This is a genomic window from Streptomyces sp. NPDC016845 (assembly GCF_044332585.1).
Classification (GTDB): Bacteria; Actinomycetota; Actinomycetes; order Streptomycetales; family Streptomycetaceae; genus Streptomyces.
In genome coordinates, this window is sequence record NZ_JBIRPI010000002.1 from 882,784 (window position 1) to 897,819 (window position 15,036).

Sequence of the window (15,036 nt, forward strand, 5' to 3'; positions counted from 1 at the left end):
CGTGCTGAGAACAGTGAACCGGATCGTGCTCGCGCTGCTCGGCATCGTCCTGGTGGTCGTCGGCGGCTCGGTGCTCGCCGTCGGCCTCGGGGTGAAGCCGCCGTCCTGGTGGATCCACGACGGGCGCAAGGACGTGCTGCTCAGCGTCGCCGACCGCGACCGCTGGCGCGACGAGGGCTGGTGGTGGCCGGTGGTCATCGCCGCGCTCGCCGTCCTCCTGCTGCTCGCGCTGTGGTGGCTGGTGGCGCAGTTGCGGCGCCACCGGCTCTCCGAGGTGCTCGTCGACACCGGGGACGGCGAGGGCGCGCGGCTGCGTGGCCGTGCCCTGGAGAGTGCCCTGGTCGACGGGGCCGAGTCGCTGGACGGGGTGGAGCAGGCGGGCGCCGTCCTGACCGGCCGCCGCTCCTCGCCGCGGGCCCGCGCCACCCTCACCCTGGCGCCGCACGCCACCCCCGGCGAGGCGCTGCGGCAGCTCGGCGAGGACACCCTCGCGCAGGCGAAGAGGTCGGCGGGCCTCGACTCGCTCCCGGCGGAGGTCCGGCTGCGGGCGGTCAAGCACCGTGCGGAGCGCGTCAGCTGAGGGCGCCTCACAGGCGTGCGGGGCGGCCTTCCGTCGCCCCGCACAGCCATGTGCTCAGAACCCGTGCCTGAATCCGCCGTCCACCGGCAGCATGACGCCCGTCAGGTAGGACGCGGCCGGTGACAGGAAGAACGCGGCCGCCCTGCCGAACTCGGCCGGCGTCCCGTAGCGGCGCAGCGGGATCCGCGACTCGTTGGCCACCCGCGTCGCCTGCGGGTCGGCGGACATGCCGTCCAGCTCGCGCACGCGGTCGGTGTCGATGCGGGCCGGGAGGAGCCCGACGACGCGGATACCGCGCGGGCCCAGTTCGTCGGCGAGGGACTTGGCGAACCCGGCGAGGCCGGGGCGAAGCCCGTTGGAGATGGTCAGGCCCGGGATCGGCTCGTGCACGGAGCCGGAGAGCACGAAGCCGATGACGCCGCCCTCGCCGAGCTCGGCCGCCGCGCCGCGCGCGAGCCGCACCGCGCCGAGGAACACCGACTCGAACGCGGACTGCCACTGCTCGTCCGTGTTGTCCGCGACGAGGCCGGGCGTGGGACCGCCGACGCTGACGAGGATGCCGTCGAAGGAGCCGAAGTGCTCCCGCGCGGCGGTGATCACCCGTTCGGCGACCTGCGGATCGGCGTTGTCGACGGCGATGCCGACGGCGTTCGGGCCGAGCTCGGCCGCCGCGTCCTTGGCCTTGCGCTCGTCGCGCCCGGTGATGACGACCTTCGCGCCGTCGGCGACGAGTTCACGGGCGGCGGCGTTGCCGAGGCCACGGGTGGCGCCGGTGACTACGTAGACACGGTCCTTCAGTCCAAGATCCATGGCCCCTATCCTGCCTCTCCGGCGTCGCCGGTGCCGAACAGGGTCAGCGCGGTGGTCACCAGGCCGATGTGGCTGAACGCCTGCGGGAAGTTGCCGAGCTGGTGGCCCGCCACGGGGTCGTACTCCTCGGCGAGCAGCCCCACGTCGTTGCTGAGCGCGCACAGGCGTTCGAACAGCTCGACCGCCTCCTTCGTGCGCCCCGTCATGTGCAGCGCGTCCGCCAGCCAGAACGAGCAGACGAGGAAGGCGCCCTCCTCGCCCGGCAGGCCGTCGACGGTGGTGCGGTCGGTGCTGTAGCGGCGGACGAACCCGTCCTGGGCCAGTTCGGCGCGGACCGCGTCGACGGTGCCGACGACTCTCGGGTCGTCCGGCGGCAGGAACCCGACGCGCGGGATGAGCAGCGTCGCCGCGTCCAGCTCCGTCGAGCCGTAGTGCTGGGTGAAGGTTCCGCGCTCGGCGTCGTAGCCGCGTTCGCACACCTCCTGGTGGATGGTGTCCCGCAGGGCGCGCAGCCGGTCGAGGTCGCCGGGCAGGCTCGGGTCGTCCTCCATGGCGCGCACCGTGCGGTCGACAGCGACCCAGGTCATGACCTTCGAGTGGACGAAGTGGCGGCGCGGCCCGCGCACCTCCCACAGCCCCTCGTCGGGCTCGCGCCAGGCGTCCTGGAGGAAGTCGAGCAGCGCCAGCTGGAGCCGCCACACGTGCGGTTTGTCCCGCAGCCCGGCCCGGCGCGCGAGGTCGAGCGAGTCGACGACCTCCCCGTACACGTCGAGCTGCAACTGCTGCACCGCGTCGTTGCCGGTGCGTACGGGGCGTGAGCCGCGGAACCCGTCCAGCCAGACCAGATCCTCCTCGGGCAGCCGCCGCTCGCCCGCGAGCCCGTACATGATCTGCAGCTTGGCGGGGTCGCCGGCGGCCGCGCGCACGAGCCAGTCGCGCCACGCCTCGGCCTCGTCCAGGTAGCCCGCGCCGACGAGCGCGTTCAGCGTCATGGTGGAGTCGCGGAGCCAGCAGTAGCGGTAGTCCCAGTTCCGTACGCCGCCGATCTCCTCGGGGAGCGAGGTGGTGGGGGCCGCGACCATGCCGCCGGTCGGCGCGTACGTGAGCGCCTTCAGCGTCAGCAGGGAGCGGAGCACGGCCTCGCGGTGCGGTCCTTCGTAGCGGCAGCGGTCCGCCCATGCCTGCCAGTCCGCGAGGCTGTGCCGCAGCGACTCGTGCGGGTCGATGAGTTCGGGGCGCGCGTGGTGCGAGGGGTGCCAGGTGAGGACGAAGGCGACCGTCTCGCCCGCCTCCACGGTGAACTCGGAGTGGGTGCCGAAGGCCTCGCCCCACGTGTGCACCTCGGGCTCGCTGCGCAGCCATGCCGCGTCCGGTCCGGCGACGGCCACCCGGTGTCCGTCGCAGCGCCGCACCCAGGGCACGACGTTGCCGTAGTCGAACCGGAGCCGCAGGGTGCCGCGGACGGTGACGCGGCCGCTGATGCCCTCGACGATGCGGACGAGATCGGGCGCCTTGTCGCGCTGCGGCATGAAGTCGGTGATCCGGATGTGGCCCTCGTCCGTCTCCCACTCGGTGTCCAGGACGAGGGAGCCGGGCCGGTAGGAGCGGCGCGTGCAGTCGCCGGCGCCCTTGGGGGCGAGGCGCCAGTGGCCGTTCTCCTCGTCGCCGAGGAGCGCGGCGAAGCAGGCGGGGGAGTCGAAGCGGGGCAGACAGAGCCAGTCGACGGAGCCGTCCTTTCCGACGAGGGCCGCGGTCTGTTCGTCGCCGATGAGGGCGTAGTCCTCGATATAGGGGTGCACGCGGTCCGCGTTCCCGGCGCTCCCGTCCGGCAATCCAGGACGCGACCGGGTGAGTGACCGGACCGGGGCCGCTCGGAGCGCGGGGGGTGTCCGGACCGCGGGGCGGCTCAGACCGCCGCCGGCGTCGTCTCCTGTGTCTCCTGCTCGGACTCCGCCTTCTTGCGGCGCTCGCGCAGCTCGCGGCGGAGCAGGACCACCCAGCCGACCGGCACGGCCGCGGCGAACAGCCACCACTGGTAGGCGTACGCGAAGTTCAGCGCGGCGTCCTCCTGGCCCGGCTTGCCGATCAGCTCCGGGGTGTCGCCCTCGGGCTCGGGGGCGGTCTGCGCGAGGTAGCCGCCGAGCACCTCGGCGTGCAGCCGCTCGGCCTGCTCCTCACTGTCGACCAGCATGATCTGCCGGTCGGGCAGCCCCTTGAGGTCCTTGATGCCGCTGGCCTCGGTCGTCTCGTCGGGCATCAGGCGCCCGGTGACGGTGACCTCGCCGCGCGGCGGGGCGGGGATCTTGGGGAAGGCGGTCTGGCTCGGCCCGTTCGCCGGGATCCAGCCGCGGTTGACGAGCACGATCCTGCCGTCGGTCAGCTTGAACGGGGTGAGGACGTGGTAGCCGACCTCGTCGTCGGAGTTGACGCGGCGGCGCACGACGACCTCGTCGTCGGTGTCGAAGCGGCCCTTCGCCGTCACGGCGTGGTACCGCTCGGCGCTGGTGACGGTGTGCCCGGGGGATGTGAGGCTCTGCACGGGTACGGGGTCGGCGGCCAGCGCGTCCGTGACCAGCTGGTTCCGGTGGGCGCGCTCGTCGTGGCGGTGCATCTGCCAGATGCCCAGCCTGATCATCGTGGGGATGAGGACGAGGGCGACCAGGGTGAGGATCACCCACTGCCGGGTCAACAGGAAGCGGTACACCCCATGACCGTACCGCTCGGGCATGGGGTGATTTCAGGGGGGTGCACCCGATTGGGGCGGACGCCCCCTGCGAAGGCGGGGACCGGGTCAGACGTTGTCGACGATGCCCACCATCCCCTCCGCGCGGGAGCAGTGCGCCCCGCAGAACCAGTGGCCCTCGACCTCGACGCCCTGCCCGATGATGCGGCACCGGCAGTGCTCGCAGATCGGCGCCATGCGGTGGATGGCGCAGGAGAAGCAGTCGAAGACGTGCACCGCTCCCTGGGCGTGCACCTCGAAGGTCATGCCGTAGTCGTTTCCGCAGACTTCACAACGTGCCATGCGCCACAGGGTGGGCCGCGAGGTGGCGCCGGGCGAGTGGTTGCGGGGCGAGTCGCCCCGTAATCACCCGTCTGTCGCGTCCGCGGGTTCCACCGTCCGGAGCAGCTGACCGAACGCCGCCTCGTCCATGACCGGCGTCCCGTACTGCTTCGCCTTCACGACCTTCGAGGTGTACGAGTCCGGGTCATTGGTCACCAGGAGGCTGGTCAGCCGCGACAGACTCGTGGCCACATGCAGCCCCGCCTCGACCGCCCGGTCCTCGAGCAGCTCCCGGTCGACCGAGGTGTCCCCGGAGAACGCCACCCGCATGCCCTGCTTGAGCCGTTTGCCCGGTTCGTAACGGCCCGGGTTCGGATGCGGGCACGCCGGCCGCTTCCGGGACGGCCGCCAACTGCCCGCGCCGCCGCCCCGGTACGGCGACCCGTACGAGGCGCTCGGCTGGCGCGGCACCGCGGGCTCCGACCACTCCGTGAGCGGACGGCACTCCAGGAGCGGCAGCCGTACGTTCCCCGCGGCCGCCGCGCGCAGGCTCGGCAGGAACGCCTCCGCGAGCACGCGCGCGTCGTCCAGCGCGTGGTGCGCGCGCTCCTGCACGACACCGAAGTGCGCGGCGAGCGACTCCAGCTTGTGGTTGGGCAGCGGCAGGCCCAGCTCCTTGGAGAGCGCGATGGTGCACAGGCGCTGGCGGACCGGGGCGGTGCGCTTCGCGCGCGCGTACTCGCGGGCGATCATCGACCAGTCGAAGACCGCGTTGTGCGCGACCAGGACACGGCCGTCCAGGCGAGCCGCGAACTCCTCGGCGATCTCCGGGAACAGCGGGGCGCCGGACAGCACGTCGCTCGTCAGGCCGTGGATCCACACCGGGCCCGGATCGCGCTCGGGGTTGACCAGCGTGTACCAGTGGTCCTCGACCGTGCCCCGCGCGTCGAGCCGGTAGACGGCGGCCGAGATTATCCGGTCGTCCCTGGAGAGGCCGGTGGTCTCGACGTCGACGACCGCGTATCCCTTCGGGTACGCGGTCGGCCAGTCGGTGGCGGACGATACGGTCGGGCGGTCTTCGAGCATGGTCCCTGAGGATACGGCCCACGACTGACAGCGCGGTCGCCACCCGCCCCGTGCGCCGCAGCCGTGGTCAAGTGCCGGGCCCGAGCAGCGACTTCACCAGCGCGCTCACGGAGGTCGTGAAGAGCCGCTCAGGGTCCACAGGTGCGGCGAGCGCCCTGGCGAGCGCTTGATCGTCCCCGACCGCCGCGCCGGTTGTGCCCGGTTCGCCCCACAAATCCCCTTCGCCCGGCCGCTGAACGGGGGACCGCTCCCGGTTCCGCTCGACAAGGACGTGCCCGACGACCAGGAACTGCACCGCGCGCACGGCCTCGGCGGCACGGGCCCCACGCAGCCCGGCCGCGTGCACCTCGCGCACCAGGGCCTGCTGCGCGGGCAGGAACATGCGCTCGGTCAGACCGCGCTCGTGGACCATCGCCACCAGATGCGGATGGGCACGCAGCCGACGGCGCAGCGCCCGCGCGACCGAGACCACGCGCGCGTGCGGGGTCGCGCCGCTCGGCCGGATCTCCCCGAGGTCGGCGACCGTGCGCTCCACCAGCGCGTCGAGCAGCGACTCGCGGTTGCCGACGTGCCAGTAGATCGACGTGACCGCCGTGCCCAGTTCGGCCGCGAGCTTGCGCATGGTCAGCGCGTCCGGGCCGTACTGCTTGACCAGGTTCGCGGCGGTGGTGAGGACCTCGTCGCGCGTGAGGGGTGGGCGGGCCATGGAGCGCCCCCTTCGTGTACGTACGCGCCTCGTGGCCGGCGCACGTCTCTTTACCCTTCATCGCCGCCGGTGTAACTGTGTTACAGAACCGGCGGCCCCAGGGCCGTGCAGGTGCTCGATGCGCCACGCGAACGACCCCCGCACGTCCAGGACGAAGGGCGGTACGACATGGCACGCGTACGGTACGGAGCGCGCACCGAGGCGGAGATCGCCGCCGCGCGCGCGGCGAGCGGCAAGCTCCCCGACATCTGGTCCACCGGCGTGGTCGCCGTGTGGGAGTCCGACCCGGACACGGTCGCCGCGGTGCTGCCGCCCCCGCTGAAGCCGACAGCGCGTCCGCTCGTACGGGTCGCCATCAGCAAGGTCGACCTGCCGGGCTACCCCCTGGGCGCGGGGTCGGTCGCGGTCGCCGCCGAGCACGCGGGGGTGGCGGGCTGGTATCCGCTGGTCATGCCGATGACGCACGAGCGGGCCCTGACCGGCGGCCGTGAGGTGTTCGGCGAGCCGAAGAAGCTCGGCGACGTCACGGTGGAGCGTGACGGCCTTGTGGTGCGGGCCGCCCTGGCCCGGCACGGCATCGCGTTCGTGGAGGTGCGGGGCGCGGTCGGCGGGGCCCTGCCCCTGCCGGAGCCGACGCAGAAGACCGACTTCTACTTCAAGTTCCTGCCGGCGGTGGACGGTTCGGGGTTCGACGCCGACCCGGTCCTCGTGCACTGCGTACGCAACGAGAAGGTCAGGAAGCTGGAGCGGGTCACCGGCGACGTGGTCCTCCGCGAGTCCATGTACGACCCGGTCGCCGACCTGCCCGTACGCACCCTGGTGGAGATCACCGTCGGCGAGAAGACCACCGACCAGAAGGGCAGGGTCGTCGAGCGCGTCGACGGCCAGGCCCTGCTCCCGTACATCCACCAGCGCTACGACGACCCGCAGCAGATCCTCGACGGGCCGCCCGAGGGGAGCGCCTGATGCGCCTGGCGGCGGGACAGGTCGCCGTCGTCACGGGCGCGGCGAGCGGCATCGGGCTCGCCATGGCGCGCCGGTTCGCGGCCGACGGCCTCAAGGTCGTCCTCGCGGATGTGGAGAAGCGCGCCCTGGAGAGCGCCGCCGAGGGGTTGCGGGCGGACGGGGCGACGGTGCACGCGCGCGTGGTCGACGTCGGCGAGCGCGAGGAGGTCATGGCCCTCGCCGAGGACACGTACGCGACGTTCGGCCACTGCCATGTGCTGTGCAACAACGCGGGCGTCGGCTCGGGCGCCGAGGGCCGCATGTGGGACCACGAACCCAACGACTGGAAGTGGGCGTTCGCCGTCAACGTCTGGGGCGTCTTCCACGGCATCCAGGCGTTCGTGCCGCGCATGATCGAGGCCGGCGAGCCCGGCCACGTCGTCAACACGTCCTCCGGGGACGGCGGGATCGCGCCGCTGCCGACCGCGTCCGTGTACGCCGTCACCAAGGCGGCGGTCGTGACCATGACCGAGTCGCTGTACGCGCATCTGAAGGCGGAGCACGCGCGCGTGGGCGCGTCGGTGCTCTTCCCCGGACCCCACATGCTGCGCACCGGGCTGTGGGAGTCGCACCGCAACCGGCCCGGCCGGTACGCCAAGGAGCGCCCCCGCAAGACGCCCTACCGCAGCCTCGACCAGTGGGAGGCGGCGATGAAGGAGGCCGGGCGGGAGGTCGAGTTCACCCCGGTCGAGGAGGTGGCGGACCTCGTCGCCGAGGGCATCGCGGCGGACCGGTTCTGGCTGCTTCCCGCGAGCGAGCACAGCGACCGGCAGATCAGAGCCAGGGCGCGGTCGATGCTGGACCGGGCGGACCCGGCGTACCTGGAGAGCTTCATTCTCGACTGACACATCCGAGGAGGCATGCACGATGAGCGACCGGGACCCGTACCTGATCATCTCCTCCGACTGCCACGCCGGACTCCCCACCGAGGAGTACCGGCCCTACCTGGACAGCCGTTTCCACCGCGCCTTCGACGGCTTCCTCGGCGAGCGCGACGCCCGCCGCGAGGAGGCGACCCGGCTCGGCATCCGCAACGACGCCTTCGCCGCGAAGTGGTTCGCCGACAACGAGGAGGGCCTGCGCGGCGGCTGGGACGCCACGCAGCGCCTCAAGGAGCTCGACGGCGACGGGGTCGCCGCCGAGGTCGTCTTCCCCGACGCGGACGCCGTCGACAGCCGGACGGCGGCCCCCTTCGGCGTCGGCCTCGGCCTCTCCGGCGACCAGGACCCCGAACTCGGCATGGCGGGCGCGCAGGCCCACAACCGGTGGCTCGCCGACTTCGTCGGACAGCACCCGGAGCGCCACTGCGGCGTGGCCCTGCTGCCCATCACGGCCGACCCGGACAAGGTGGTGGCGGAGATCCACCGCGCCAAGGAGTCCGGGCTCGGCGCGTTGATGATCCCGTCCATGTGGGTCGACAAGGACCCGTACCACGCGAGCCGTTACGACCCCGTGTGGGCGGCGGCGGCCGAGTGCGCGATGCCGGTCGTGACCCACTCGGGAGCGGCGCCGCGCCACGAGTACGGCGACCACCTCGGCATCTACGTCAGCGAGGTCACCTGGTGGCCCGCGCGCCCGCTCTGGTTCCTGCTGTGGTCCGGCGTCTTCGAACGCCACCCGGGGCTGAGGTTCGGCGTCGCCGAGTCCGGCTGCTGGTGGCTGCCCAACCTGCTCTGGTTCATGGACCGCCTCTACCTGGGCGCCCACGGCGGCAAGAAGCTCTCCCCGTTCGCCGAACTGAAGCGGCCCCCGCACGAATACCTGGACCGGCAGGTCTTCGTCTGCGCCACCAACACCAAACGCCGCGAACTGGCGCAGCGCTACGAGATCGGCGTCGGCAACATCCTCTGGGGCAGCGACTTCCCGCACCCCGAGGGAACGTGGCCCGACACGCGCGCGTGGCTGCGCAGAACGTTCCACGACATCCCCGTCACCGAGACCCGCCGCATGCTCGGCCTCGCCGCCGCAGAGGTCTTCGGCTTCGACACCGCCGCGCTCGCCCCGCTCGCGGCCCGCATCGGCCCGGCCCCCGCCGACCTCGGCCAGGACGCCGACCAGAGCGCCGTGGAGGCGTCCTGGGCGCGCTCACGCGAGGTGGGCAGGCACTGGCTGACCGACCACGACTTCCCGACCCTGGGGGTGACCCCGTGAACGCACCACCGGACCGGTACACGGTGATCTCGGCGGACTGCCACGCGGGCGCCGATCTCCTCGACTACAGGCCCTACCTGGACCGCGCCCACCACGACGACTTCGACGCCTGGGCCGCGACCTACGTCAACCCGTACGAGGACCTGCTCGCCGACACCGCCGACCGCAACTGGAACTCCGAGCGCCGCATCGAGGAGCTGGAGCGCGACGGCATCGTCGCCGAGGTCGTCTTCCCCAACACGATCCCGCCCTTCTTCCCGTCGGCGTCCCTGATGGCACCGGCGCCCACGCGCGCGGAGTTCGTACAGCGCTGGGCGGGCCTGCGCGCCCACAACCGGTGGCTCGCCGACTTCTGCGCCGCCGCGCCCGGCCGCAGGGCGGGCGTCTTCCAGATCCTCCTCAACGACGTGGAGGAGGCGGTGAAGGAGATCCGCTGGGCGGCGGAAGCGGGCCTGAAGGGCGGCCTGCTGCTCCCTGGCACCCCACCCGGCTCGGGCCTCCCGGAGCTCTACTCGTCGGCGTACGACCCCATCTGGCGGGCCTGCGCCGAACTGGGCGTCCCGGTCAACCACCACGCAGGCTCCGCGTCCCCGCCGCTCGGCGACGAACCGGCCGCCCGCGCCGTCTTCATGGTCGAGACGACCTGGTTCTCGCACCGCGCCCTGTGGCACCTGGTCTTCGGCGGCGCCTTCCGCAAGCACCCGGACCTCAGGCTCGTCCTCACCGAGCAGGGTTCGGGCTGGATCCCCGGCGTCCTCGACATGCTGGACTACTACCACGGCCGCCTCGTCGCGGCGGCCTCCAGGGCGAACACGGCGGAGTCCAAGTTCGGCGCGGGCCTCGCCGATTCGATGGGCAAGGGCCCCTCCACCGTATGGCGCGAGAACTGCTACGTCGGCGCCAGCTTCATGCGCCCCCACGAGGTCCCGCTGCGCGACCGCATCGGCCTCGACAAGATCATGTGGGGCAGCGACTACCCGCACGACGAAGGCACGTACCCCTACAGCCGCGAGGGCCTGCGCATCGCCTACGCGGGCCTGCCACGCGACGAGGTCACCGCGATGACCGGCGGGAACACGGCCCGCGTCTACGGCTTCGACCTCGCCCTCCTCGACCCGATCGCCGCGCGCGTGGGGCCGACGGTCGCGGAGATCGCGGAGCCTTTGAAAGAGCCGCCCGCCGGCGCGACGAGTCCCGTGTTCGCGAAGGGAGGGTCGGTACGGGTGTGGTGACACGGGCCGAGGCACGGTCCCGCCGTGGCGCGGGCCGCCCACCCTGGGCTTGTCCGGGTGCGGGTAGCCGCACTGGCAGAACATGGTGATCGACCCGGTGCAGGGCCCCGGTTGCCTCCTCGCCCAGCACGGCCAGCAGCACTGACCGGCCTGGTCGGGGCGGTCTTCGTGCTCAAGGGCAGGGAGTCCGTGGCGGGCATGACCGACGCCTGGCGGTGGACCACCGCGGCCCTGCTCGTGTGCGCGTTCGCGCTGCTGCTGGCCGGGACGCTCGTCGCGGTGCGGGCGGCGCACGGTGCGCTCGGTTCGCGGGTCTGGCTGTCCGCCGACGAACTGATGACTGAGATGCTCGACGAAGTCGAACGCACGCAACGGGCGTTGACGGCCGCCAGGTGGGCATCGGTCGCCGGGCTGTGCCTGATCGTCGCGGCGGTCGCGGTCACGTGGGCCGTGCCCGTGGACACAGCGGACCCCGACAGGCCGACGTCGTCGGCGAAGCCGTACGCGCTGGTGAGCACCGAGTACGGCGACCAGTGCGGCGAACTCGTCCTCAGCGACCGGCACGGTGTGACCCTGCGCGTGGGCACCGGCCGGGCGGAGCGTCAGCAGCGGCGGACGATCCCGCTCGGCGACGTCCGGGCCGTGGTGCCGGTGCGGGCCTGCTGACGGCGGACCATGGGATACCGCCGGTAATACTTGTCGGTAACAACCCCTAGCCGACGCCCGTCACCCGCCCTTACGGTGCACGCATGTCGTCGCCGAACCTGCCCGATGTCGTGCTGTGGTCGATACCCGCCTTCGTGCTGCTCACCATCGTCGAGATCGTGAGCGTGCGGATCCATCCCGACGAGGACGCCGCCGGTTACGAGACCAAGGACGCGGCCACCAGCATCGGCATGGGGCTCGGGAGCCTCGTCTTCGACTTCCTGTGGAAGATACCGATCGTCGCGATCTACGCGGCGGTCCACGAACTGACGCCGCTGCGCGTGCCCGTCCTGTGGTGGACGGTCCCGCTGATACTGCTCGGGCAGGACTTCTTCTACTACTGGTCCCACCGCGGGCACCACGTCGTCCGCATCCTGTGGGCCTGCCACGTCGTGCACCACTCCAGCCGTAGGTTCAACCTGTCGACCGCGCTGCGCCAGCCCTGGACGAGCCTCACCGTGTGGCCGTTCTATCTGCCGCTCATCGCGTGCGGTGTGCACCCGGCGGCGCTCGCGTTCTGCTCGTCGGCCAACCTCGTCTACCAGTTCTGGATCCACACCGAACGCATCGACAAGCTGGGGCGCCCCTTCGAGTTCGTCTTCAACACGCCCTCCCACCACCGCGTCCACCACGCCTCGCAAGGCGGCTACCTGGACCGGAACTTCGGCGGCATCCTCATCGTCTGGGACCGCGTGTTCGGCTCGTGGGTCGCGGAGGAGGAGCGGCCGGTGTTCGGTCTGACCAAGAACATCGACACGTTCAACCCGCTGCGCGTCGCCACCCACGAGTACGCGGCGATCGCCAGGGACCTGAGGGCCGCGACCAGTTGGCGCGAGCGGGCCGGGCGGGTCTTCCGCGGGCCCGGCTGGCAGCCCGCGCCGGTGAGCGTGCCGAACAACCCGCCGCGGAAGGTCACCGAGGGCGCCGCGTGACCCTGCCGCGGGCCCTGCGCACCGGGTTCCTCGTCGTCTGCGCCGTCGACCTCGGCGCGCTCCTCGCCGGAGCCGGCATGGCGCACACCGTCGCCAAGCCACTCCTCATGCCCCTGCTCGCGGCGTACGTCGTCGTCTCCGGCGGGCCGCGGCTGCTGTGCGCCGCCCTGCTGTGCGGGTGGGGCGGCGACGTGCTGCTCCTGTTCGACCAGGACGCCGCGTTCCTCGCCGGGATGGGCTGCTTCGCCGCCGGCCACGTCTGCTATCTCGTGCTGTTCAAGCGGTACGGGGCGCTACGCGCGCGTGGCCGCCTGCTCGGCGCCCTCTACTGCGTCGCGCTCGTCGCCGTGGTCGCCGCGCTCTGGCCCGGCCTGCCCGCGGACATGCGCGGGCCCGTCGCCGCGTACAGCGTGCTCCTCACCGCCATGGCGTACGGCGCCTCGTGGCTCGGCCCGGTCGCAGGTACGGGCGGCGCGCTGTTCCTGCTCTCCGACGCGCTCATCGCCATGGGCGTCGCCGACCGGCCGCGCCTGCCGCCCGCCGATTTCTGGATCATGCTGACGTACGTCGCCGCGCAGTACCTACTGGTGCGAGGGGTGCTCGGTGCGCGCGCCGAGCCTGCGGCGGCGTACGGTGAAAAGTGTGCCGGAACTCAGCACTGACCCGGCACACCCCGCTTTGACCTGCACAAAGGAACCTTCTCATGCGCGCCACCACCATCCACGCCCCGTTCGACATGCGGGTGGAGGACGTCCCGGACCCCGTCGTGAAGCTGCCCACCGACGCCGTCGTGCGCGTGCTGCGCGCCTGCATCTGCGGCAGCGACCTGTGGGCCTACCGCGGCGAGGCGGCACGGCAGCCGGGGCAGCGCATCGGGCACGAGTTCCTCGGCATCGTGGAGGAGATCGGCTCCGAGGTGTCCTCGGTGCGCCGCGGCGACCTCGTCGTCGCGCCCTTCATGTGGTCGGACGGCGTGTGCGACTTCTGCCGCGAGGGCCTGACCACGTCGTGCGAGCACGGCGGCTTCTGGGGCGCGGTCGGCTACGACGGCGGCCAGGGCGAGGCCGTGCGCGTGCCCTACGCCGACGGCACCCTGGTCGGCCTGCCCGCCGACGCGGCCTCCGACGACCGGCTGCTCGCCGCCCTGCTCACGCTCTCCGACGTGATGGGCACCGGCCACCACGCGGCTCTCGGCGCGGGCGTCCGCGAGGGCGTCACGGTCGCCGTCGTCGGGGACGGCGCGGTGGGCCTGTGCGGGGTCCTCGCGGCCAAGCGGCTCGGCGCCGAGCGGATCGTCGCGCTCGGCCGCCACGAGGTACGCACCGACATCGCGCGCCGTTTCGGCGCCACCGACGTCGTCGCCGAACGCGGAGAGGCCGCCGTCGAGGCGGTGCGTGAGCTCACCGGGGGCCGGGGCGCGCACTCCGTGATCGAGGCCGTCGGCACCGAGCAGTCCATGCAGACGGCCGTGAACATCACCCGGCCCGGCGGCGCCATCGGCTACGTCGGCGTCCCGCACGGCAGCGGCACCGGCCTCGACCTCGGCGTCATGTTCGGCCGGAACATCGCCCTGCGCGGCGGCGTCGCCCCCGTCCGCGCCTACATCCCCGAGCTGCTGCCCGACGTCCTGGACGGCACGATCGACCCCTCGCCGGTGTTCGACATGACGGTCGACGTCGAAGGCGTGCCCGGCGGCTACAAGGCGATGGACGAGCGCACCGCCCTGAAGGTCATGGTCACCAACCAGTAGGTCACCGACCAGTAGGCCACCGACCAGCAGGTCATCACCAGCGGATCGGCACCGGCACCGCCGTCAGCACGGCCGACACCGCCACCACCACGCCCAGGACCACGACCTCCGCGCGCGCGGGAGCGTAAGCGGACGTCCGGTCCCGCGCCCGGCGCAGCCGCAGCCGCGCCACGACCGCGAACGCCGCGACGACGGCCACGAGCAGCACCTTCGCCAGCAGGGTGCGCCCGTAGGCCGTCGTCGTCAGCTGGTCGAGGACCGTGTTCGACGGCATCCGGCGCAGTGTGCTGCACACCCCCGTCACGGTGAGCGCAGCGAGCAGGTACGCCGCCACGCGTGCGTAGCGGCCCAGAAGAGCCGCGCCCGCCTCCGGGTCGCTCGTCCGCCAGGCGCGCTGCGTGCGCAGTACGTGGAGCAGGCCGCCCGCCCACAGCGCCCCGCACGTCAGATGGGCGAACGTGAGCGCCGCGCCGACGAGCGGCGTGTCCTCGGTGCCCGGATGGGCGCGCAGCGCCTCCGCGACGGCGACCGCGGCCAGGGGCAGCAGGGCGTACGCCGGGCGCCGTGAGCGCGCGCACAACGCGGCGACCAGGAAGGCGTTGACCTCCACCAGGGCGAGCGTGCCGTCCCGCGTTCCGTACAGACCGCCGATGTCGACGGCGGCGAGGCTGTGCGGGATCAGGTTCCCGGCGGCGACGACCGAGGCGAGCCCGAGCGCGGCGACGAACCCTGCCCAGGCCGCGTACGCCGACCACGCACGCGGCGCCGGTCCCGAACAGGCCACCTCGCGCGCGAGGCGCCCCGCGAACACCTCGCCCGCCTGCACGCACACCGCGCAGAACAGCACGGTCCGAAGGAGCGCGATCCCGCCGACGCCGGGCGCCGCCGCCTCACCGGTCCCGTCGAGCGCGGCCCGCGGCCCGAACATGGGGATCAGCGCGGCCGCCGCGACGAGGACGAGTACGGCAGTGGCGCGTCCGGCGCCGCCTGTGCGGGTGGATATCTCGGCGGCCGACGGTGTCATGCGAGCACTATGCCGGACGGCCACGACGACAGGGCGGGGAGGGGCCACCGG

Annotated in this window: 16 protein-coding genes; 9 read left to right on the forward strand and 7 right to left on the reverse strand. The window is 72.7% G+C overall.

Annotation, left to right across the window (positions count from 1 at the left end):
* The first annotated feature begins 1 nt into the window (after nucleotide 1).
* Complete coding sequence (amaP, locus tag ACH4RC_RS10105; RefSeq protein ID WP_398197682.1) at nucleotides 2-580, forward strand: alkaline shock response membrane anchor protein AmaP; 579 nt, start codon at nucleotides 2-4, stop codon at nucleotides 578-580.
* Between the two features lie 54 nt (nucleotides 581-634).
* On the opposite strand, the gene ACH4RC_RS10110 is transcribed toward amaP, so the two are convergent.
* From ACH4RC_RS10110 to ACH4RC_RS10135, 6 genes are all read right to left on the reverse strand, one after another.
* Nucleotides 635-1,390 carry an SDR family oxidoreductase gene (locus ACH4RC_RS10110; protein ID WP_398197685.1) on the reverse strand — a complete coding sequence of 252 codons (756 nt, stop codon included), beginning with the start codon at nucleotides 1,388-1,390 and terminating at the stop codon, nucleotides 635-637.
* A gap of 5 nt (nucleotides 1,391-1,395) precedes the next feature.
* A complete protein-coding gene (locus ACH4RC_RS10115) occupies nucleotides 1,396-3,189 on the reverse strand; it encodes a glycoside hydrolase family 15 protein (RefSeq protein ID WP_398197688.1) in 1,794 nt (597 codons plus the stop codon).
* 107 nt (nucleotides 3,190-3,296) lie between these two features.
* Nucleotides 3,297-4,094, reverse strand: a complete 798-nt coding sequence (locus tag ACH4RC_RS10120) for an SURF1 family protein (protein ID WP_398197905.1) — start codon at nucleotides 4,092-4,094, stop codon at nucleotides 3,297-3,299.
* A gap of 87 nt (nucleotides 4,095-4,181) precedes the next feature.
* Nucleotides 4,182-4,415, reverse strand: coding sequence for a hypothetical protein (locus ACH4RC_RS10125; RefSeq protein ID WP_398197691.1), 234 nt, complete (start codon nucleotides 4,413-4,415; stop codon nucleotides 4,182-4,184).
* 63 nt (nucleotides 4,416-4,478) lie between these two features.
* The gene (locus tag ACH4RC_RS10130; RefSeq protein ID WP_398197694.1) at nucleotides 4,479-5,480 is read right to left on the reverse strand and encodes a DEDDh family exonuclease; all 1,002 of its coding nucleotides are present in this window, start codon (nucleotides 5,478-5,480) and stop codon (nucleotides 4,479-4,481) included.
* A 67-nt stretch (nucleotides 5,481-5,547) separates the two neighbouring features.
* Nucleotides 5,548-6,186: a TetR/AcrR family transcriptional regulator gene (locus ACH4RC_RS10135; RefSeq protein WP_398197696.1), complete on the reverse strand. Its 639-nt coding sequence runs from the start codon at nucleotides 6,184-6,186 to the stop codon at nucleotides 5,548-5,550.
* A 168-nt stretch (nucleotides 6,187-6,354) separates the two neighbouring features.
* Here ACH4RC_RS10135 and ACH4RC_RS10140 point away from each other — a divergent pair, with 168 nt between their 5' ends.
* From ACH4RC_RS10140 to ACH4RC_RS10175, 8 genes are all read left to right on the forward strand, one after another.
* Entirely contained in the window at nucleotides 6,355-7,152 is a 798-nt protein-coding gene (locus tag ACH4RC_RS10140; protein WP_398197699.1) for an acetoacetate decarboxylase family protein, read from the forward strand.
* Nucleotides 7,152-8,036, forward strand: coding sequence for an SDR family NAD(P)-dependent oxidoreductase (locus ACH4RC_RS10145; protein WP_398197701.1), 885 nt, complete (start codon nucleotides 7,152-7,154; stop codon nucleotides 8,034-8,036). The genes ACH4RC_RS10140 and ACH4RC_RS10145 overlap by 1 nt, the downstream gene beginning before the upstream one ends.
* A gap of 22 nt (nucleotides 8,037-8,058) precedes the next feature.
* Entirely contained in the window at nucleotides 8,059-9,342 is a 1,284-nt protein-coding gene (locus ACH4RC_RS10150; RefSeq protein ID WP_398197702.1) for an amidohydrolase family protein, read from the forward strand.
* Nucleotides 9,339-10,574 carry an amidohydrolase family protein gene (locus ACH4RC_RS10155; RefSeq protein ID WP_398197705.1) on the forward strand — a complete coding sequence of 412 codons (1,236 nt, stop codon included), beginning with the start codon at nucleotides 9,339-9,341 and terminating at the stop codon, nucleotides 10,572-10,574. The genes ACH4RC_RS10150 and ACH4RC_RS10155 overlap by 4 nt, the downstream gene beginning before the upstream one ends.
* A gap of 198 nt (nucleotides 10,575-10,772) precedes the next feature.
* Nucleotides 10,773-11,240 carry a hypothetical protein gene (locus tag ACH4RC_RS10160; protein WP_398197707.1) on the forward strand — a complete coding sequence of 156 codons (468 nt, stop codon included), beginning with the start codon at nucleotides 10,773-10,775 and terminating at the stop codon, nucleotides 11,238-11,240.
* A gap of 83 nt (nucleotides 11,241-11,323) precedes the next feature.
* Nucleotides 11,324-12,211 (forward strand): sterol desaturase family protein, encoded by an 888-nt coding sequence (locus ACH4RC_RS10165; protein WP_398197709.1) that lies wholly within the window; start codon nucleotides 11,324-11,326, stop codon nucleotides 12,209-12,211.
* Nucleotides 12,208-12,873 carry a lysoplasmalogenase gene (locus tag ACH4RC_RS10170; RefSeq protein WP_398197712.1) on the forward strand — a complete coding sequence of 222 codons (666 nt, stop codon included), beginning with the start codon at nucleotides 12,208-12,210 and terminating at the stop codon, nucleotides 12,871-12,873. The genes ACH4RC_RS10165 and ACH4RC_RS10170 overlap by 4 nt, the downstream gene beginning before the upstream one ends.
* A 41-nt stretch (nucleotides 12,874-12,914) precedes the next feature.
* Nucleotides 12,915-13,961, forward strand: coding sequence for a zinc-dependent alcohol dehydrogenase family protein (locus tag ACH4RC_RS10175; RefSeq protein ID WP_398197715.1), 1,047 nt, complete (start codon nucleotides 12,915-12,917; stop codon nucleotides 13,959-13,961).
* 34 nt (nucleotides 13,962-13,995) lie between these two features.
* Here the strand turns inward: ACH4RC_RS10175 and ACH4RC_RS10180 are convergent, their stop codons facing one another.
* Complete coding sequence (locus tag ACH4RC_RS10180) at nucleotides 13,996-14,985, reverse strand: CopD family protein (protein ID WP_398197719.1); 990 nt, start codon at nucleotides 14,983-14,985, stop codon at nucleotides 13,996-13,998.
* Nucleotides 14,986-15,036 lie beyond the last annotated feature (51 nt).